Annotated in this window: 17 protein-coding genes; 14 read left to right on the top strand and 3 right to left on the bottom strand. The window is 66.2% G+C overall.

What is annotated here, in order from left to right; translation table 11 throughout:
- The first annotated feature begins 3 nt into the window (after window positions 1-3).
- The 3 genes from aroC to aroB are packed head-to-tail and all read left to right on the top strand — an operon-like array spanning window position 4 to window position 2,843.
- Window positions 4-1,212 (top strand): chorismate synthase, encoded by a 1,209-nt coding sequence (gene aroC / locus E3O06_RS02880; RefSeq protein WP_134501496.1) that lies wholly within the window; start codon window positions 4-6, stop codon window positions 1,210-1,212.
- Window positions 1,213-1,231: 19 nt separating this feature from the next.
- The gene (locus tag E3O06_RS02875; protein ID WP_241979827.1) at window positions 1,232-1,753 is read left to right on the top strand and encodes a shikimate kinase; all 522 of its coding nucleotides are present in this window, start codon (window positions 1,232-1,234) and stop codon (window positions 1,751-1,753) included.
- Window positions 1,746-2,843, top strand: coding sequence for a 3-dehydroquinate synthase (aroB, locus tag E3O06_RS02870; protein ID WP_134501495.1), 1,098 nt, complete (start codon window positions 1,746-1,748; stop codon window positions 2,841-2,843). The genes E3O06_RS02875 and aroB overlap by 8 nt, the downstream gene beginning before the upstream one ends.
- Before the next feature lie 3 nt (window positions 2,844-2,846).
- Here the strand turns inward: aroB and E3O06_RS02865 are convergent, their stop codons facing one another.
- From E3O06_RS02865 to E3O06_RS02855, 3 genes are all read right to left on the bottom strand, one after another.
- The gene (locus tag E3O06_RS02865) at window positions 2,847-3,326 is read right to left on the bottom strand and encodes a DUF779 domain-containing protein (RefSeq protein WP_134501494.1); all 480 of its coding nucleotides are present in this window, start codon (window positions 3,324-3,326) and stop codon (window positions 2,847-2,849) included.
- A 132-nt stretch (window positions 3,327-3,458) separates the two neighbouring features.
- Complete coding sequence (gene exaC / locus E3O06_RS02860) at window positions 3,459-4,982, bottom strand: acetaldehyde dehydrogenase ExaC (RefSeq protein WP_092107745.1); 1,524 nt, start codon at window positions 4,980-4,982, stop codon at window positions 3,459-3,461.
- A gap of 56 nt (window positions 4,983-5,038) precedes the next feature.
- Window positions 5,039-6,391: a helix-turn-helix domain-containing protein gene (locus E3O06_RS02855; RefSeq protein WP_241979826.1), complete on the bottom strand. Its 1,353-nt coding sequence runs from the start codon at window positions 6,389-6,391 to the stop codon at window positions 5,039-5,041.
- Window positions 6,392-6,614: 223 nt separating this feature from the next.
- Here E3O06_RS02855 and E3O06_RS02850 point away from each other — a divergent pair, with 223 nt between their 5' ends.
- From E3O06_RS02850 to carB, 11 genes are all read left to right on the top strand, one after another.
- A complete protein-coding gene (locus tag E3O06_RS02850; protein WP_134501492.1) occupies window positions 6,615-7,019 on the top strand; it encodes a hypothetical protein in 405 nt (134 codons plus the stop codon).
- Window positions 7,020-7,064: 45 nt separating this feature from the next.
- Window positions 7,065-7,499, top strand: coding sequence for a type II 3-dehydroquinate dehydratase (locus tag E3O06_RS02845; RefSeq protein WP_134501491.1), 435 nt, complete (start codon window positions 7,065-7,067; stop codon window positions 7,497-7,499).
- A gap of 105 nt (window positions 7,500-7,604) precedes the next feature.
- Window positions 7,605-8,168, top strand: coding sequence for an elongation factor P (gene efp / locus E3O06_RS02840; RefSeq protein WP_092107753.1), 564 nt, complete (start codon window positions 7,605-7,607; stop codon window positions 8,166-8,168).
- Window positions 8,165-8,584 carry a transcription antitermination factor NusB gene (gene nusB, locus E3O06_RS02835; RefSeq protein WP_134501490.1) on the top strand — a complete coding sequence of 140 codons (420 nt, stop codon included), beginning with the start codon at window positions 8,165-8,167 and terminating at the stop codon, window positions 8,582-8,584. Before efp ends, nusB begins: the two co-directional genes overlap by 4 nt.
- 75 nt (window positions 8,585-8,659) lie before the next feature.
- A complete protein-coding gene (locus tag E3O06_RS02830; RefSeq protein ID WP_134501489.1) occupies window positions 8,660-9,664 on the top strand; it encodes a DUF4190 domain-containing protein in 1,005 nt (334 codons plus the stop codon).
- Window positions 9,665-9,757: 93 nt separating this feature from the next.
- A complete protein-coding gene (pyrR, locus tag E3O06_RS02825; RefSeq protein ID WP_134501488.1) occupies window positions 9,758-10,300 on the top strand; it encodes a bifunctional pyr operon transcriptional regulator/uracil phosphoribosyltransferase PyrR in 543 nt (180 codons plus the stop codon).
- A complete protein-coding gene (locus E3O06_RS02820) occupies window positions 10,297-11,259 on the top strand; it encodes an aspartate carbamoyltransferase catalytic subunit (RefSeq protein WP_134501487.1) in 963 nt (320 codons plus the stop codon). Before pyrR ends, E3O06_RS02820 begins: the two co-directional genes overlap by 4 nt.
- Window positions 11,249-12,601, top strand: coding sequence for a dihydroorotase (locus E3O06_RS02815; RefSeq protein ID WP_134501486.1), 1,353 nt, complete (start codon window positions 11,249-11,251; stop codon window positions 12,599-12,601). The genes E3O06_RS02820 and E3O06_RS02815 overlap by 11 nt, the downstream gene beginning before the upstream one ends.
- Complete coding sequence (locus E3O06_RS02810) at window positions 12,594-13,133, top strand: PH-like domain-containing protein (protein ID WP_174843199.1); 540 nt, start codon at window positions 12,594-12,596, stop codon at window positions 13,131-13,133. Before E3O06_RS02815 ends, E3O06_RS02810 begins: the two co-directional genes overlap by 8 nt.
- Window positions 13,134-13,266: 133 nt before the next feature.
- On the top strand, window positions 13,267-14,400 hold the full coding sequence (gene carA / locus E3O06_RS02805) for a glutamine-hydrolyzing carbamoyl-phosphate synthase small subunit (RefSeq protein ID WP_134501667.1): 1,134 nt from the start codon (window positions 13,267-13,269) through the stop codon (window positions 14,398-14,400).
- Window positions 14,400-17,687: a carbamoyl-phosphate synthase large subunit gene (gene carB, locus E3O06_RS02800; protein ID WP_134501485.1), complete on the top strand. Its 3,288-nt coding sequence runs from the start codon at window positions 14,400-14,402 to the stop codon at window positions 17,685-17,687. Before carA ends, carB begins: the two co-directional genes overlap by 1 nt.
- Window position 17,688: the final 1 nt, after the last annotated feature.

Genomic DNA, 17,688 nt, shown 5'->3' with positions numbered 1-17,688 from the left:
ACCATGCTTCGTTGGCTCACCGCCGGAGAATCTCACGGCCCCGAACTCATCGCCATTGTCGAGGGTTTGCCCGCTGGGATCCCGGTCACCCTTGATTCGATCCGCCTCGATCTGGCGCGCCGCAAGCTCGGCTACGGCCGCGGCGCGCGCATGAAATTCGAAGAGGATGAGCTCACCCTCTCGGGTGGTGTGCGGCACGGACTCACCCTCGGCGGACCGGTGGCACTGCGCATCGGCAACTCGGAATGGCCCAAGTGGGTCGACGTGATGAGTGCAGCACCGGTCGACCCGGCCACGCTCGCCCGCGGCCGCGGCGCCCCCCTGACCAGGCCTCGCCCCGGCCACGCCGACCTCGCCGGCATGCAAAAATACGGCTTCGACGAAGCCCGTCCGGTGCTCGAACGGGCGAGCGCCCGCGAGACCGCCGCGCGAGTGGCGCTCGGCGCGGTAGCCAGGTCATTCCTGAACGAACTGGGCATTCAGCTGGTCAGCCACACCATCGCCATCGGGCCGGTGCGCGTGCCCGACGGTACGCCGCTGCCGGGGCCCGGTGACGTCGACACCCTCGACGCCGACCTGCTGCGCTGTTTCGACGCCGCGACATCCGCTCTGATGGTGGCTGAAGTGGATGCCGCGCACCAGGAAGGCGACACGCTCGGCGGTGTCGTCGAAGTTCTCGCCTACAACCTGCCCCCCGGCCTGGGTTCCTTCGTGCACTGGGACCGACGCCTGGATTCGCAACTGGCCGCTGCCCTCATGGGCATCCAGGCGATCAAGGGCGTCGAAGTCGGTGACGGTTTCGAGACCACCCGCCGCCGCGGCTCGGACGCCCACGACGAACTCGTGCAGGCGGATGGGGCGATTCAGCGGGTCAGCGACAAGGCCGGCGGAACCGAGGGCGGCATGAGCACCGGCACAGTGCTGCGCGTACGTGCCGGCATGAAACCGATCGCGACGATTCCGCGGGCGCTGCGCACGGTTGATGTTGCCACGGGCGAACCCGCTCCGGCGCACCACCAGCGTTCCGACGTCTGTGCGGTGCCGGCGGCCGGTATCGTTGCTGAGGCCATGGTGGCGCTCGTACTCGCCAACTCGGTGCTCGAGAAATTCGGGGGTGACTCGATCGGAGAGACCCGCCGTAACCTGGAGTCGTACCTGGCCAACATTCCCGCCAACCTGCGCACCGGCGTGGCGAGCGACGCGTCGCTGTGAGCGAGCGCCGGCTGAAGCCATGCTGACCCGGCGTAACTCGCTGCTGCCGATCGTGTTCATCGGACCGATGGCCGCGGGCAAAACCAAGATCGGTCGCCGCGTGGCGCGCGGCCTCGACGTGCCCTTCATCGACACCGACAAGCGCATCGTGGAAAGTTACGGCCCGATTCCGGAGATTTTCGCTCGTGAGGGCGAAGAATATTTTCGCATCGTCGAGCGCGAGGCGGTGGACTGGGCACTCGGCGAGCCGGCCATCGTCTCCCTCGGCGGGGGAGCGGTTCTGCACGCCGATACCCAGGCTGATCTTGCCGACGCGACCGTCGTCTACCTGAGCGTGACCACCGCTGCCGTGCAGGCGCGCCTCGGCGGTACGAAACGGCCGCTCCTGTCCGGGGGAATCGCCGACTGGGAACGCATCTACAACCTGCGCCGCTCGACCTATGAATCCCTCGCGACGATTCGCCTGGATACCTCCAACCGACCCATCAGCGGCATTGCCGACGAAATTGTGAATTGGGTTCAAGAAAGAAATGATGACTGAGACCTCCCAACAGACCGCTATCACCGTGATCACCGTGACCGGGGTCGACAGCTATCCGGTCAGTGTGGGGCGCGGCCTGGTCAGTACCGTCGCCGAGCAGCTCGGCAGCGGCGTCAACAAGGTGCTCATCGTGCACACCTCCACGGTCGGTGCCCGCGCCGTTGCCCTCCGCGACATCCTGCTCAAAACCTATTCCGACGTGTTGCTCGCCGAGGTTCCCGACGCCGAGGCCGCCAAGCGCGTCGAGGTTGCGGCCTTCTGCTGGGGCGTCATGGGGCAATCCGACTTCAGCCGCACCGACGCCGTGATCGGCCTCGGCGGCGGCGCCGTCACCGACCTCGCCGGCTTCGTCGCGGCGACCTGGCTGCGCGGCGTGAAACTGGTGCAGATCCCCACGAGCGTACTCGGCATGGTCGACGCGGCCATCGGCGGCAAGAACGGCATCAACACCGCCGAGGGCAAGAACCTCGTCGGAACCTTCTACGCGCCCGCCGCGGTACTGTGCGACCTGGACCTGCTTGACGCGCTGCCCCGCAACGAGGTTCTCGCCGGCTTTGCCGAAATCGTCAAGGCCGGGTTCATCCAGGTACCCGAGATTCTCGACATCATCGAAGCGGATGTCGACCGCGCCACCGACCCGACGACCCCCGAATTTCGGCGGCTGATCGAACTCTCGATCGCCATGAAGGCCCGCATCGTCGGCGAGGACTTTAAGGAGGCCGGCCTCCGCGAGATCCTCAACTACGGCCACACCCTCGGCCACGCGGTCGAACACGCCGAACGGTACGGCTGGCGCCACGGCGCAGCCGTCGCCGTCGGCATGATGTTCGCGGCGGAACTCGCAGCTCTCAGCGGCCGACTCCCGGTCGAGGTCGTCGACCGGCACCGCACCATCCTGGAATCCCTGACCCTGCCGACCGGCTATCCGGTGGGTCGCTGGCCCACGCTGCTCGCCACGATGCAGCGGGACAAGAAGACCCGCAGTGGCATGCTGCGCTTCGTCGTGCTCGACGATGTCGGCAAGCCCACCATCCTCGAGGGCCCGGACGCCTCGTTGCTGTTCAGCGCGTACCAGGCCATCGGGCAGTAGGACTCAGGACGCAACCACCGGCGCGGGGGAGTCCGCGGCATCCGCTTCGACGGTGTCGGTCGGGCCGGCGAACGGTGTCATCGTGGTCATGAGCTCGGAACGGATCAGAAATCGCACGCCGCGGGGTGCTTCGGCGCTGAAGCCGCTGCCGCGGCCGGGCACCACATCGACCGTGATAAAGGTGTGGCTCCAGTAGTTGAACTGTTCGGCCGACATCCAGAAGTCGAGCGGCTGACCGGGCTCACCGGGCGGGGCCAGGTCGAACTGGCCGAGACGTACATCTTGGTCGGAGGTGATGAACTCACCCGCCATGAACAGCATCGGCGAACTGCCGTCGCAGCATCCGCCGGACTGGTGGAACATAAGCGGGCCGTGCTCCTCCCAGAGGCTGCGGAGCAGATCGACCGCCACCGGGGTGAGTTCGACGCGGGGGATTGTTTCGCCGGTGATGGTGACCGATGCGGTAATCGTGGGTGTCGACATTGACGGACCTTTCTGCAAAAGACAAGTGAAAAAAGGGGCTGCCTACGACGTTACGTCGTCGGCAGCCCCCGGGCCAGACCTGCAGCGAACTCCCACCCGACGGGAGCGTTGCCGCAGACCGGAACGAATGGCTTAGAAGAAGCCGAGCTTGTTTTCGGAGTACGACACCAGCAGGTTCTTGGTCTGCTGGTAGTGGCCGAGTGCGAGCTTGTTGTTCTCTCGGCCGATGCCGGAACTCTTGTAGCCACCGAAGGCGGCGCCGGCCGGGTAGGCGTGATAGTTGTTGACCCAGACCCGGCCGGCCTGAATGTCGCGGCCGGCCCGGTAGGCGACGTTGCCGTTGCGCGACCAGACGCCGGCACCGAGGCCGTAGATGGTGTCGTTGGCGATCGAGATGGCATCGTCGTAGTCGGTGAAGCTCGTCACGGCGAGCACCGGCCCGAAGATCTCCTCCTGGAACAGCCGCATCTTGTTGTGTCCCTCGAAGATGGTCGGCTGCACGTAGTAGCCGTCGGTGAGGTCACCGCCGAGGTCGGCGCGTTCGCCTCCGAGGGCGAGCCTGGCGCCCTCCTTGGTGCCGATATCGATGTAGGACAAAATCTTCTCGAGCTGGTCGTTACTGGCCTGGGCGCCCATCTGGGTGTCGGTGTCGAGCGGGTTGCCCTGGATGATCTTGCTGGCCCGGGTGACGGCGTCGCCGAGGAAGCTGTCGTAGATCGGCTTCTGCAGCAGCGCGCGGCTCGGGGCCGTGCAGACCTCGCCCTGGTTGAAGGCGAACAACACGAAGCCTTCCTGGGCCTTGTCGTAGAACGCGTCCTTCTCCTGGGCGACGTCGCTGAAGAAAATGTTGGGGCTCTTACCGCCGAGCTCCACGGTGGAGGGAATGATGTTCGCGGAGGCGTACTGCAGGATGAGACGGCCGGTCGTGGTCTCACCGGTGAACGCGATCTTGCGGATACGGTTGCTCGACGCGAGCGGCTTGCCGGCTTCGAGCCCGAAACCGTTGACAACGTTGACCACGCCGGGGGGCAGGATATCGCCGATGAGTTCCATCAGCACGAGAATCGAGACCGGCGTCTGCTCGGCGGGCTTGAGCACGATTGCGTTGCCGGCGGCGAGGGCGGGGGCGAGCTTCCAGACGGCCATCAAAATGGGGAAGTTCCAGGGAATGATCTGGCCGACGACGCCGAGCGGTTCGTGGAACTGGTACGAGACGGTGTCGCCGTCGAGCTGGGCGTGGTCGCCGTCCTGGGCGCGAATAGCCGAGGCGAAGTAGCGGAAATGGTCGGCGGCGAGCGGGATGTCGGCATTGATCGTTTCGCGCACGGCCTTGCCGTTGTCCCAGGTCTCAGCGACGGCCAGCATCTCGGTGTTGGCGTCGATCACGTCGGCGATCCGGTTGAGTACGGCAGCGCGCTCGGTGGCGCTGGTCTTGCCCCAGGCTGGTGCGGCTTTGTGGGCGGCGTCGAGGGCCAGCTCGATGTCTTCGGCGGTGCCGCGCGCGACCTCGGCGAACGGTTTGCCGGTGACGGGGGTGATGTCTTCGAAGTACTGGCCCTTGACCGGGGCGACCCATTCGCCGCCGATCCAGTTCTCGTACCGAGACTTGAAGGTAACTTTCGAGCCGGGTGTTCCGGGGGCTGCATAGACGGTCATGTCACTCCTATTTCGACGACGGTGTCGGGCTCGCAAACCTGCGGCCTGATCCGACTCTAGGAGTGGAAACGTTGCAGAATGTTGCGCTGTCCGCCGATTTCGTCTTCGATGCGCGCAAGATGTGCCACGACCGTCGCTCGTTTGGGCGACCGGGCCGGAAGCAGCTCGAGACAGGCCCGCCAGACCTCGGTGTCCCAGGTGGCTTCTTCGGTGCGCGCGTAGGTCAGCAGCAGGTCGACCGAAGCATCGGCGAGCATCGCCTCACGCAGTCTGCTGCTCACTTCTGAACGGATTTCAATGATTCCGGGCGCCGACGATCCTGGGAGCACCGCGCCGCGGTAGGCGCCGAGAGCCACCCGGTGGGCGCCGCGCTCCAAAAAAGCCAACACCTGCTGGGCATCGAGTTCGAGCCGGGATTCCAACCGATAGGGGCGGGAGGTGATCGTGATCGGAGCGTCAAGCAGGGCGAGTACCTTGCGCACGCGCACCATTTCGGCGCGCAGCGTCTCCACCGCTGTGTCCTGATCAAAGAGATAGCCGGCCAAACGATCGGCGGAGAGTCCTTCGCGGTGCCAGGCCAGGAGCGTGAGGATCTCGGTGTGGCGCGGCGAGACATCCACTGTGCTGCCGCCGCACTGCAACTGGCCGTGATCGGTGCCGAGCACAGTCAACACGGCCGGTGCGAGTCGCGGCACGCTCGTCGATAGCGACACGCGCGACCGGTGGGCGGGCGGCGAAGCCTCCGGGCGGCCCAGGCGTTGGATGCGCAGCTCCGCCTCCATCGCGGCGACGGCGGCCTCGACCAGGGGCAGAGTTTGCGGGGCGACCGCCTGGTCACCGCCGGTGATGTCGATGACGCCGAGGATCCTGCCCGTGTCCGGGTCGTGAATGGGCACGGCCGTGCAGCTCCACGGGTGTGCCAGGGCGTTGAAGTGTTCGGCGCGTCGAATTTGGATGCCGCGGTCCAGGGCGAGGGCGGTGCCCGGTGCACTCGTTCCGACACGGCTTTCCGACCAGTCGGCGCCCTCGACGAACAGCATTTCCTCAACCCGGCGGCGCAGCACCCGGTCACCGTCGATCCAGAGCAATCGACCTGACTCGTCACCGATGGCGACGATCAGCTCGGCGTCGACCGCATGACGGATCAGCAGGTTGTGCACGACCGGTAACACCGCGGCGAGCGGATGCTGGTTGCGCAGGTCCCGCAACTCGGCGTCGGTCAGCGCCCGCTCCGGTGCCACGCTCGACGGGTTGAGGCTCAAAGACAGCGAACGCTGCCAGGAATCCTGCACGAGCTTGCGCACGCCGGTTTGAAAGACCCGGTCCGTCATCGCGGATTCGTGGGCCCGTTCCAGGGCGACAATGCTCTCCCGCGCGTCGCCGGTCGGGACCGATGAAGAACTCTTCAAGCCGTATCCCATGAGCGTCTGCCTCCGTTAGCAGTGGTCGGGTGCGGCCGCAGCCACCATCGGATTTTCATTCTACGGGCACAGCAGAGCCGATCCGTCGGAACGACGGGCATTCACAGTCGCAGCGTGGACGGCCTCGTCGGAGATTATCCACAAGCCGGGCCAACCGTACTTTTTCTGGGGACAACTGGTGCGTACTGGCGCACCGCCTCAGGCTGGCCCCATGACTATTACAGTGAACATCGACGATGCCCCGCCCGTGACCACTCCGGAGCAGGCCAGAGCACGGGTCTTCGACCTGGTCGGCCACGCCATCCGCCGGCAGCTCTGGCTCATCCTGCTTGACGCCCACGGGCAACAGCTCACCATGCTGATTCCCATCGACGGCATTCCACTGCGTCCCGAACCGGGTTCGGTGCGGCCTTTCGCCGTCCGGATCACCGACATCCTGGCCCGCGAGGCTCCCGGCGGCAGCATTATCGTGACGCTGGAACGGCCGGGTTCGGCCGCCCTGACCGCTCCAGACCAGGCCTGGGCCGTCGAACTGACCCAATCCTTCGGCAAGCTCATGCGCATCACCGGCCTGTTCGTCGCGTACGACGACGGCGTCGCGGTGCTTGCGCCCTGACCGGTGGCGGCCCGTCGGCCGGTGCCCACGGCCTAGGCTGAGTGAATGAGTACAGTGCTGGTTCTGAACGGTCCGAACCTCGGGCGCCTCGGCAGTCGCGAGCCCGATGTGTACGGGTCGGCGAACCTGGACGACCTGCGCGCACTGCTGGTCGCCTCCGCTCGGGCCGGGGTGAACATCGACCTGCGGCAGACCGATGACGAGGCCGAACTCATCCACTGGCTGTACGAAGCCGTCGACGAGCGGATGCCGGTCATCCTCAACCCGGCAGCGTTCACCCACTACAGCTACGCTCTGCGAGACGCCGCTGCCCTTGTGACCAAGGCCGGTCTGCTCCTGATCGAGGTGCACATTTCCAACCCGCACGCCCGCGAAACGTTTCGCCACACGAGTGTCGTGAGCGCCATCGCGACCGGCGTCATCGCCGGCCTCGGCTTCGACTCGTATCGGCTGGCGCTGGATTTCGTCACCGCGCCGTGATCCATATTGCGATCGTGCCTTTGGCACCTGAGGCTGGGACACGTAGACTCGACAAGGTGCCATTTGCACCCGCGCACCTTATCAATTGAACGGAACACCCCTCCCATGGCTTCTACCGCTGATATCAGAAACGGCGTCGTACTCAACATGGATGGCCAGCTTTGGGCCGTCGTCGAGTTTCAGCACGTCAAGCCGGGCAAGGGTGGCGCCTTCGTTCGCACCAAGATGAAGAACGTCGTCTCGGGCAAGACCGTTGACCGCACCTTCAACGCCGGCGCCAAGATCGAGACCGAAAACGTCGACCGTCGCGACTTCCAATACCTGTACAACGACGGCGACGCCTACGTCTTCATGGACGTCGCCGACTACGACCAGATCACCGTGTCCGCCGCCGTCGTCGGCGATGCCAGCAACTTCATGCTCGAAAACCAGGCCGTGACCGTTGCCCTGCACAACGGTAACCCGCTCTATGTCGAGCTGCCGGCCTCCGTCACCCTGGAAATCACCTACACCGAGCCTGGCCTGCAGGGCGACCGTTCCACCGGCGGCACCAAGCCGGCGACAGTGGAGACCGGTTACCAGATTCAGGTTCCGTTGTTCCTGGAACAGGGCACCAAGGTCAAGGTCGACACCCGCACCGGCGACTACCTCGGCCGCGTCAACGAATGAGCGCACGGACCAAGGCTCGCAAGCGCGCCATTGACATTCTGTACGCCGCCGATGTGCGCCAGATCAGCATTCCGGAGTCGCTTAGCGTCGAGGCCGAGCGCGCCGCGAGCGAGCCGGCCCGACTCGCTTCCTGGCTCTATGCTCGTGAACTCGTGGACGGCGTCGTCGACCACCGTGAAGAAATCGATGAACTGATCGAGACGTACTCGCAGGGTTGGTCGCTCGCCCGCATGCCCAACATCGATCGCGCCATTCTGCGCATCGGTATCTGGGAAATTCTCTACAACGACGCCGTGCCGCACGCCGTCGCCATCGATGAAGCCGTCGAGGCCGCCAAGATCCTCTCCACGGATGACTCGGCCGGCTTCGTCAACGGACTGCTCGGCAAGATCGCCCAGACCGCTCCCTCGGCCTGATCACGTCGGGCCAACCGCCCGATCGGCCGAGTCGGCTCCTGCCGTATTCGCCTCTTGTCACCGAAGGACACGCACATGGACAGCACCGGACCCGACGTACCGCGCGACCAGCCGGTTCAGCCCACCCCGTACCGGCCGGTGTCGCCGTCGGGCGCGCCGAGGCCGCCGTTCGTGACCGCGCCCAAGACGAACACCCTGGCCATTGTGTCGTTCGTGTCGTCGTTCTTCATCGGTCTCGTTGCCATCATCACGGGGCACATCGCCCTCGGGCAGATTCGGGCTCGCGGCGAACTGGGCCGCGGTTTCGCCCTCGCCGGTCTCATCATCGGGTATATCGCCACGGCCGTGTTTGCCATTCTCGTCGTGTTCGCGATCATCTTCGCCTCCGCTATCGCAGCGTTCGTCGCCATTGATTCCAGCTCGATCCCGGGCAGCGCGACCTCGTCGTCAGCACGGCAACCGTCAGTGCCCGAATCGAGCGAGCCGGAATCGAGCGCGCCGCTGCCGACCGGGCAGTTGGGCGCCGCCGATTTCGACGGCGGCTATCTCGAATTCGGCACCGGAGCGGTCATCATCGACGAATACGTCGACCCGATGTGCCCGTTCTGCGCCCAGTTCGAGGACGCCAATGGTGAACTGCTGCTTGCCGGGGTAGAGAGCGGCGTCATCACCCTCCGGGTGCACTCGCTCACCTTTCTCGACCGCATGTCCCAGGGCACCGACTACTCCAGCCGCGCCTCCGCAGCTCTCACCTGCCAGGCCACGCTGAACCCGAATGAGACCCTCGCGCTCCTGTCGTCGCTGTTCGCCAATCAGCCGCTCGAACAGACGCCCGGGCTGAGCAATGGCGAACTCGCCGACCTGGCGACCGGCCCGGTCAGCATTATCGACTGCGTCGATTCCGGGGTCTACGAGGGCTGGTCGCAGGCGAACACAGAGGCTGCCCTCACCGGCCCCATCGACGGCGCGGAGATCGACTCCGTCGAAGGCACCCCGACCGTGCTCGTTGACGGCCTGCTGTACACCGGCAGCCTCACCGACACGGCCGAATTCTCCGCTTTCGTTGCTGCCGCGTTCTGAAGGGTCGCTCCACCGGTTCACCACGGGCTAGAATGGACCCATTCAGACATCCTTTAATGATCCGTCCTGTGAGACGGGGAAGGAGGTCGGCATTTGGCGCACATTGTGCTCACTCAGGCTGACATCACCCGCGCGTTGACTCGAATCTCCCACGAGATCTTGGAGTCCAATCGGGGCCCGGACAACCTCGTCATTCTCGGCATCCCAACCCGCGGCGTCATTCTTGCCCGCCGCATCGCCGAGATCATCCAGCGCATCGAGCCCGCAGCAACAGCAGTGCGGGTCGGGTCGCTCGACGTCACTCTGTACCGCGACGATCTCGCGCATGGCCGCACCCGCACGCCGTCCCGAACCCAGATGCCAGGCAGCGTCAACGGCGCCACGGTCGTGCTCGTCGACGACGTGCTGTATTCGGGACGCACCATCCGCAGCGCCCTCGACGCCCTCGGGGACCACGGCCGCCCGACCATCGTGCGGCTGGCCGTTCTCGTCGATCGCGGGCACCGCGAGTTGCCCATCCGCGCCGACTTCGTCGGCCGCAACCTGCCGACGGCAACCGATGAGCGCATCAACGTGCACCTCGAGGAGATCGACGGCGACGAATTCGTCTCGATCGACGGCAGGAGCAACCGATGAGACATCTCCTCTCGACCAAGGACCTCACCCGCGACGAGGCCGTCAACCTGCTCGACATTGCCGAAGACATGGCGGATGTCGCCCAGCGCGAGGTCAAGAAGCTCCCGACCCTGCGCGGCAAGACCGTCGTCAACCTGTTCTTCGAAGACTCCACCCGCACCCGCATCTCGTTCGAGGCGGCCGCCAAACGGCTGAGCGCCGATGTGATCAACTTCAGCGCCAAGGGCTCGAGCGTATCGAAGGGCGAAAGCCTGAAGGACACCGCGCAGACCCTCGCCGCGATCGGCGCCGACGGTGTCGTCATCCGCCACCCGGCCTCCGGCGCCCCGGAAGTGCTCGCCGCCAGTGGGTGGATCGACGCGGGCATCATCAACGCCGGCGACGGCACCCACGAACATCCCACCCAGGCCCTGCTCGACGCCTTCACCATCCGTCGCCGCATCCACGGCCAGGCCTCCCGCGGCAGGGGTCTCGACGGGGTCACCGTCACGATCGTCGGCGACGTCCTCCACTCCCGGGTGGCCCGCTCGAACCTGTGGCTGCTGACCACCCTCGGCGCGGAGGTCACGTTCGTCGCCCCGCCCACCCTATTGCCGAGCGATACCACCCTCTGGCCGGCCCGATTCAGCTTCGACCTCGATGATGCGATCGATGCCGGCCCCGACGTCGTCATGATGCTGCGCATCCAGACCGAACGGATGAGCGCGGCCTTCTTTCCGAGCAGCCGCGAGTACTCCCGGGTCTGGGGCCTCGATGACGCGCGATTCGGCCGGCTCGGTCCGGCTAGCATTGTCATGCACCCCGGCCCGATGAATCGCGGCCTCGAGATCTCGTCGGCGGCCGCTGACTCCGCCAATTCGACCGTGCTCGAACAGGTCACGAACGGCGTCTCCGTGCGAATGGCCGCACTGTACCTGCTCTTATCCGGTGACCGGAAGGAATCGAAGAATGTCGATTGACGGAAATGCCCAACGCTGGTTGATTCGCGGCGCGACCCTTCCGGACGGCACGGGCACGGACATCCGTCTGGATGGTGGGCGGATCGCCGAGCTGGGGACGGGCCTGTCGCAGAGTGGAGCGATCGTGATCGACGCCGACGGGCTCATTGCGCTGCCCGGCCTGGTCGACCTGCACGCCCACCTGCGTGAACCGGGCTACGAACACAGTGAGACCGTGCTGAGCGGCAGCCGCGCGGCGGCCCGCGGCGGGTTCACGAGCGTGTTCGCCATGGCGAACACCCTGCCGGCGCAGGACACCGCCGGGGTGGTCGAGCAGGTGCTCGCGCTCGGTGAAAGTGCCGGCTACGTCGACGTGCAGCCGATCGGCGCTGTCACCGTGGGCCTGGCGGGCAAGCAACTCGCCGAACTCGGCGCGATGGCCTCGAGTCGAGCTCGGGTACGAGTGTTCTCTGACGATGGCTTCTGCGTCTCAGACCCGCTCCTCATGCGCCGCGCCCTCGAATACGTGAAGGCCTTCGACGGCGTCATCGCGCAGCACTCGCAGGAACCGCGCCTCACCGAGAAAGCACAGATGAACGAGGGCGCCCTCTCCGGCGAACTCGGCCTCGTTGGCTGGCCGGCCGTCGCCGAAGAGTCGATCATCGCCAGGGACGTGCTGCTGGCCGAGCACGTCGGATCGCGGCTGCACGTCTGCCACGTCTCGACGGCCGGCTCGGTCGATGTGATCCGCTGGGCGAAGGCGCGCGGCATCAACGTGACGGCCGAGGTCACGCCGCACCATCTGCTGCTCACTGAAGACCTCGTTCGCGGTTACGATGCCCGCTTCAAGGTGAACCCGCCGCTGCGCAGCCGGGAAGACGTCGAGGCCCTGCGCGCCGGACTCGCCGACGGCACGATCGACATCGTCGCGACCGACCACGCTCCGCATCCAGTCGAAAGCAAGGACTGCGAATGGGATGCCGCCGCCAACGGCATGATCGGGCTGGAATCGGCTCTATCGGTCGTGCACGCTGCGGTCGTGGCGACCGGGCTGCTCGGCTGGGCCGACATCGAACGCGTGCTCTCGCGTACCCCCGCCCGCATCGGGCGAGTGACCGGTCAGGGCAATCCGATCGCGGTCGGGTCGCCGGCCGAACTGACCCTGTACGACCCTCGAGCGACCCGCGTATTCGGTCGCGCCGACCTCGCCGGCACGAGCACGAACTCGCCGTACCTGTCGATGACCCTCCCCGGCGAGGTGCGGGCAACGTTCCATCGCGGCTACGCCACCGTGCTTGATGGCTCCGTGCGCAGCAACCTCGAGATAGCCGGCCACGCGAGCGGAGTGGTCACCCATGGATAGGACCATTCCGGCCATCATCACGGCGCTCGTCCTGCTCGGCGTTTTGATTCTCATGTGGCGCAGCTGGCGAAAGCGCAGCCGACGGGATGCGGCGCTCACCGCCGGCTACCCCGTGCCGGAGACCGCAGGGGTCTACCTCGCCGACGCCGAAGCCTATTATGTGGCGACGACTCCGCGGGACGCGCCGCTCGAACGGCTCGCCATTGCCGGCCTGGGCTTTCGCGCCCGCGCCGCCCTGGTGGTGACGGAGGCCGGAATCATCCTCGACCTCGACGGCAACCAGCCCGTGTTCGTTCCGGCCGACGCCATCGACGCGGTCGGTTCCGCCCAGGTCGCCATCGACCGGGCCGTCGAGACAGACGGACTCGTGCGCCTATCCTGGCGTCTGGCCGCCGGTACCGCTGACCGCCGCGCTGTCGACAGCTTCTTTCGCATCATCGATCCGAATGATCGGGCTCGCCTCGTCGACTCGATCCGAACCATTGCCGTAACGGCCGCCGCCCCGGCCCATCAAGACGAAAGTGAGGCCTGACGTGCCCGATTCGACCGCACCAGACCAGGTAGAACCCGACCAGGCCGCACCGGCTGACGTCTCAGCAAGTGAGGCCGACGCATCCGCTGCCACGACGTCCACTTTCTCCGTAGCGGACAAGCCGGGCCCGGCCGTGCTCGTGCTCGAAGACGGCCGCCGTTTCGTCGGTCGCAGCTACGGCAGCGAGGGCCAGACTCTCGGCGAGATCGTCTTCGCCACGGGCATGACCGGCTACCAGGAAACCCTGACCGACCCGTCCTACGCCGGCCAGATCGTGTTGATGACCGCCCCGCACATCGGCAACACCGGCATGAACGACGAGGACATGGAATCCCGCCAGATCTGGGTCGCCGGTTTCATCGTGCGGGAACCCGCGCGGATCGCCTCCAACTTTCGCGCCACCCGCACGCTCGACGATGACCTCGAAGCCCAGGGCGTTGTCGGCATCAGCGGCATCGACACCCGGGCGATCACCCGCCACATCCGCTCGGCGGGCGCCATGAAGAGCGGCATTTTCTCGGGGGACCTGTTCGGGTTGTCTGACAGCGAGCAGCTCGAACGCGTGCTGGCCGGCGCTGCCATGCGCGGCCGCAACCTCTCGTTCGAGGTCTCGACCGTCGAACCCTTCTCGATTCCGGCGCAGGGCGAACGCATCGGCTCGGTCGCGGTGCTCGACCTCGGCGTGAAGACCAGCACGCTCACCTACCTCGCCGAGCGCGGCTTCGAGGTACTCGTACTGCCGCAGTCGGTCACCGCCGAACACGTTCTGTCACTGAAGCCCTCCGCCCTGTTCTTCTCGAACGGACCCGGCGACCCGGCCGCTTCCGACGCCCACGTCACCCTGCTGCAGGAGGTTCTCCGCGCCGGCATTCCCTACTTCGGTATCTGCTTCGGCAACCAGTTGCTCGGCCGCGCGCTCGGTTTCCGCACCTACAAACTGCCGTTCGGACACCGCGGCATCAACCAGCCGGTACTCGACAAGACCACCGGACGGGTCGAGATCACCTCGCAGAACCACGGCTTCGCCGTCGACATGCCCATCGAGGGAATCCACGAGTCGCGCACCGGCTTCGGCCGCGTCGAGGTGAGCCACTACAGCCTCAACGACCAAGTGGTCGAAGGCATCCGCTGCCTCGACATCAACGCCTTCTCGGTGCAGTACCACCCGGAGGCGGCCTCCGGCCCGCACGACGCCAACCACCTTTTCGATCGATTCAGAGACGTTGTGCTGGCTTCGCAGTCAGCCGTTGCAGGAGAAACCAAATAATGCCCAAGCGCGACGATATCAACAGCGTTCTTGTCATCGGCAGCGGCCCGATCGTCATCGGCCAGGCCTGCGAGTTCGACTACTCCGGCACCCAGGCCTGCCGCGTGCTGCGCGCAGAGGGCGTACGCGTCATCCTGGTCAACTCGAACCCGGCCACCATCATGACCGACCCCGACTTCGCCGATGCCACCTACATCGAACCAATCACGGCCGAGATCCTCGAGACGATCATCGCAAAGGAACGACCGGATGCGATCCTGCCGACCCTGGGCGGGCAGACGGCCCTCAACGCGGCGATCCAGCTGCACGAGCGCGGAATTCTGGAGAAGTATGACGTCGAGCTGATCGGTGCGAGTTTCGACGCCATCAACAAGGGCGAAGACCGCATGATCTTCAAGCAGCTCGTGATCGACGCCGGCGCCGGTGTGGCCCGCTCGTTCATCGCCCGCACCGTCGAGGAGGCCGTCGGCTACGCCGACGATCTTGGCTATCCGCTCGTCGTGCGTCCCTCCTTCACGATGGGCGGCCTCGGCTCGGGCTTCGCCTACACCGAGGTGGAACTGCGCCGCATCGTCACCGACGGCCTGCACCACAGCCCGACCACCGAGGTGCTGCTCGAAGAATCCATCCTCGGGTGGAAGGAATACGAGCTTGAAATGATGCGCGACACGGCAGATAACACCGTCGTGGTCTGCTCGATCGAGAACGTCGATCCGGTCGGCGTGCACACCGGCGACTCGATCACCGTTGCCCCGGCGCTGACCCTGACCGACCGTGAGTTCCAGCACCTGCGCGACATCTCGATCGACATCATCCGCGCCGTCGGCGTCGACACCGGCGGCTGCAACATCCAGTTCGCGATCAACCCGGCAGACGGCCGCGTCATCGTGATCGAGATGAACCCGCGCGTCTCGCGGTCCTCCGCCCTGGCCAGCAAAGCGACCGGCTTTCCGATCGCCAAGATCGCCGCCAAACTCGCCATCGGTTACCGCCTCGACGAGATTCCCAACGACATCACCGGTGTCACGCCGGCGAGCTTCGAGCCCACCCTCGACTACGTCGTGGTCAAGGTGCCGCGCTTCGCGTTCGAGAAATTCCCGGCCGCCGACCAGCGCCTGACCACGACCATGAAGTCGGTCGGCGAGGCCATGGCCATCGGCCGCAGCTTCGCAGCCGCTCTGCAGAAGGCCCTGCGTTCGCTCGAGAAGCGCGGCTCGAGCTTTCACTGGGGCGAAGAGACCCGCACGGTCGACGAGCTGCTCGCCGCCGCCGAAATTCCCACCGACGGTCGCATCGTCACCGTGCAGCAGGCCCTCCGCCGCGGCGCGACCATCGAGCAGGTGTTCGCCGCCACGAAGATCGACCCGTGGTTCCTCGACCAGATCGTGCTGATCAACGAGATCGCCGCCCAGGTCGCCGCCGCCGACCGACTCGACCGCGACGTCATGATCCTCGCCAAGGACCACGGCTTCTCCGACGCGCAGATCGGCGAGCTGCGCGGCTTCGGCGAAGCGGATGTGCGCACCGTGCGCCACATCCTCGGCGTGCGCCCGGTCTTCAAGACCGTCGACACCTGCGCGGGGGAGTTCCCAGCCCTCACGCCGTACCACTACTCCAGCTATGACGACGAGACCGAGGTCGTCGCAAGCGACCGCCGCAAGGTCGTCATCCTCGGCTCCGGGCCGAACCGCATCGGGCAGGGCGTCGAATTCGACTACTCCTGCGTGCACGCCTCCTTCGCGCTGTCCGAGGCCGGCTACGAGACCATCATGATCAACTGCAACCCGGAGACCGTCTCCACCGACTACGACACGAGCGACCGGCTCTACTTCGAGCCGCTCACCCTCGAGGACGTGCTCGAGGTCATCTACGCCGAAAGCCAGAGCGGCGAACTCGTCGGTGTCGTCGTGCAGCTCGGCGGGCAAACCGCGCTGAGCCTCGCCCGCGGCCTCGAAGCGGCCGGTATCCCCATTCTCGGCACCACTCCCGACGCGATCGACCTCGCCGAAGAGCGCGGCCTGTTCTCGAAGATCCTCGACGACGCCGGCCTGCTGGCCCCCCGCAACGGAACGGCGATCGACTTCGGCGGCGCCGTCGTCGTGGCGGAAGAAATCGGCTACCCGGTGCTCGTGCGCCCGAGCTACGTGCTCGGCGGCCGCGGCATGGAGATTGTCTACGACTCCCCGTCGCTCGCCGACTATTTCAAGCGGATGGCCGGACAGGGAATCATCGGGGCGGGACATCCACTGCTGGTGGACCGTTTTCTCGATGACGCGATCGAGATCGACGTCGACGCCATCTACGACGGTCACGAGCTGTACATCGGCGGCGTCATGGAGCACATCGAGGAGGCCGGAATCCACTCCGGCGACTCGAGCTGCACCCTGCCGCCGGTCACCCTCGGCCGCGCCGAAATCGACCGGGTGCGTGAAGCCACGCTCGGTATCGCCCGCGGCATCGGCGTGAAGGGCCTGCTCAACGTGCAGTTCGCGATCGGCGCTGGCGTGCTCTACGTGCTCGAAGCCAACCCGCGTGCCTCCCGCACGGTGCCCTTCGTCGCAAAGGCCCTCGGCATCACGCTCGCCAAGGCCGCCGCGCTCATCATGGTTGGTTCGACCATCGCCGAGCTGAAGGCCGAGGGCAAGCTGCCGCTCGTCGACGGCTCCCGCGTGCCGATCGAATCACCGGTCGCCGTGAAGGAAGCCGTGCTGCCGTTCAACCGGTTCCGTACCCCGGAGGGACTCGTCGTCGACTCCATCCTCGGCCCGGAGATGCGCTCCACCGGCGAGGTCATGGGCATCGACCGCGATTTCCCGCGGGCCTTCGCCAAAAGCCAGCTCGCCGCGTACGGCGGAATCCCGCTCTCCGGCACCGTGTTCGTGTCGGTCTCCGACCGCGACAAGCGGGCGATCATCCTGCCGATGCTGCGCCTGCAGCAGCTCGGTTACGAGATATACGCGACCATCGGTACCGCCGAGGTGCTGCAGCGGAACGGCATCCGCGCCCGCGTCGTGACCAAGTTCAGTGAGAAGACGGGGGAGGACGACGTGTCGATCGTCGAACTCATTCGCCGCGAAGAGATCCAGATCGTCATCAACACCCCCGGCGGCAGCACAGCCAGGGCCGACGGGTACGAGATTCGTGCGGCCGCCGTGGCCGGCGATCTGCCGCTGTTCACCACCATCGCCGAGCTCAGCGCCGCGGTCGCTTCGATCGACTCGATCCGCGACGGGTTCGAGGTGACCTCGCTCCAGGAGTACGCCACTGCCCGTACGGCCTTATTGTGAA

Origin of the sequence: Cryobacterium glaciale (assembly GCF_004402535.1) — a bacterium.
GTDB classification, from domain to species: Bacteria; Actinomycetota; Actinomycetes; order Actinomycetales; family Microbacteriaceae; genus Cryobacterium; species Cryobacterium glaciale.
The sequence above is the reverse complement of the archived record's forward strand: the minus strand, read 5'-3'. Positions and strand labels throughout refer to the sequence as shown.

Excerpts from the sequence above, each read along its gene's own strand:
- aroC (WP_134501496.1), top strand. The coding sequence starts at position 4 with ATGCTTCGTTGGCTCACCGCCGGAGAATCTCACGGCCCCGAACTCATC.
- E3O06_RS02875 (WP_241979827.1), top strand. The coding sequence starts at position 1,232 with ATGCTGACCCGGCGTAACTCGCTGCTGCCGATCGTGTTCATCGGACCG.
- E3O06_RS02815 (WP_134501486.1), top strand. The coding sequence starts at position 11,249 with ATGTCGATTGACGGAAATGCCCAACGCTGGTTGATTCGCGGCGCGACC.
- nusB (WP_134501490.1), top strand. The coding sequence starts at position 8,165 with ATGAGCGCACGGACCAAGGCTCGCAAGCGCGCCATTGACATTCTGTAC.
- E3O06_RS02865 (WP_134501494.1), bottom strand. The coding sequence starts at position 3,326 with ATGTCGACACCCACGATTACCGCATCGGTCACCATCACCGGCGAAACA.
- E3O06_RS02810 (WP_174843199.1), top strand. The coding sequence starts at position 12,594 with ATGGATAGGACCATTCCGGCCATCATCACGGCGCTCGTCCTGCTCGGC.
- E3O06_RS02850 (WP_134501492.1), top strand. The coding sequence starts at position 6,615 with ATGACTATTACAGTGAACATCGACGATGCCCCGCCCGTGACCACTCCG.
- carB (WP_134501485.1), top strand. The coding sequence starts at position 14,400 with ATGCCCAAGCGCGACGATATCAACAGCGTTCTTGTCATCGGCAGCGGC.
- exaC (WP_092107745.1), bottom strand. The coding sequence starts at position 4,982 with ATGACCGTCTATGCAGCCCCCGGAACACCCGGCTCGAAAGTTACCTTC.
- E3O06_RS02820 (WP_134501487.1), top strand. The coding sequence starts at position 10,297 with ATGAGACATCTCCTCTCGACCAAGGACCTCACCCGCGACGAGGCCGTC.
- aroB (WP_134501495.1), top strand. The coding sequence starts at position 1,746 with ATGACTGAGACCTCCCAACAGACCGCTATCACCGTGATCACCGTGACC.
- E3O06_RS02830 (WP_134501489.1), top strand. The coding sequence starts at position 8,660 with ATGGACAGCACCGGACCCGACGTACCGCGCGACCAGCCGGTTCAGCCC.
- efp (WP_092107753.1), top strand. The coding sequence starts at position 7,605 with ATGGCTTCTACCGCTGATATCAGAAACGGCGTCGTACTCAACATGGAT.
- E3O06_RS02845 (WP_134501491.1), top strand. The coding sequence starts at position 7,065 with ATGAGTACAGTGCTGGTTCTGAACGGTCCGAACCTCGGGCGCCTCGGC.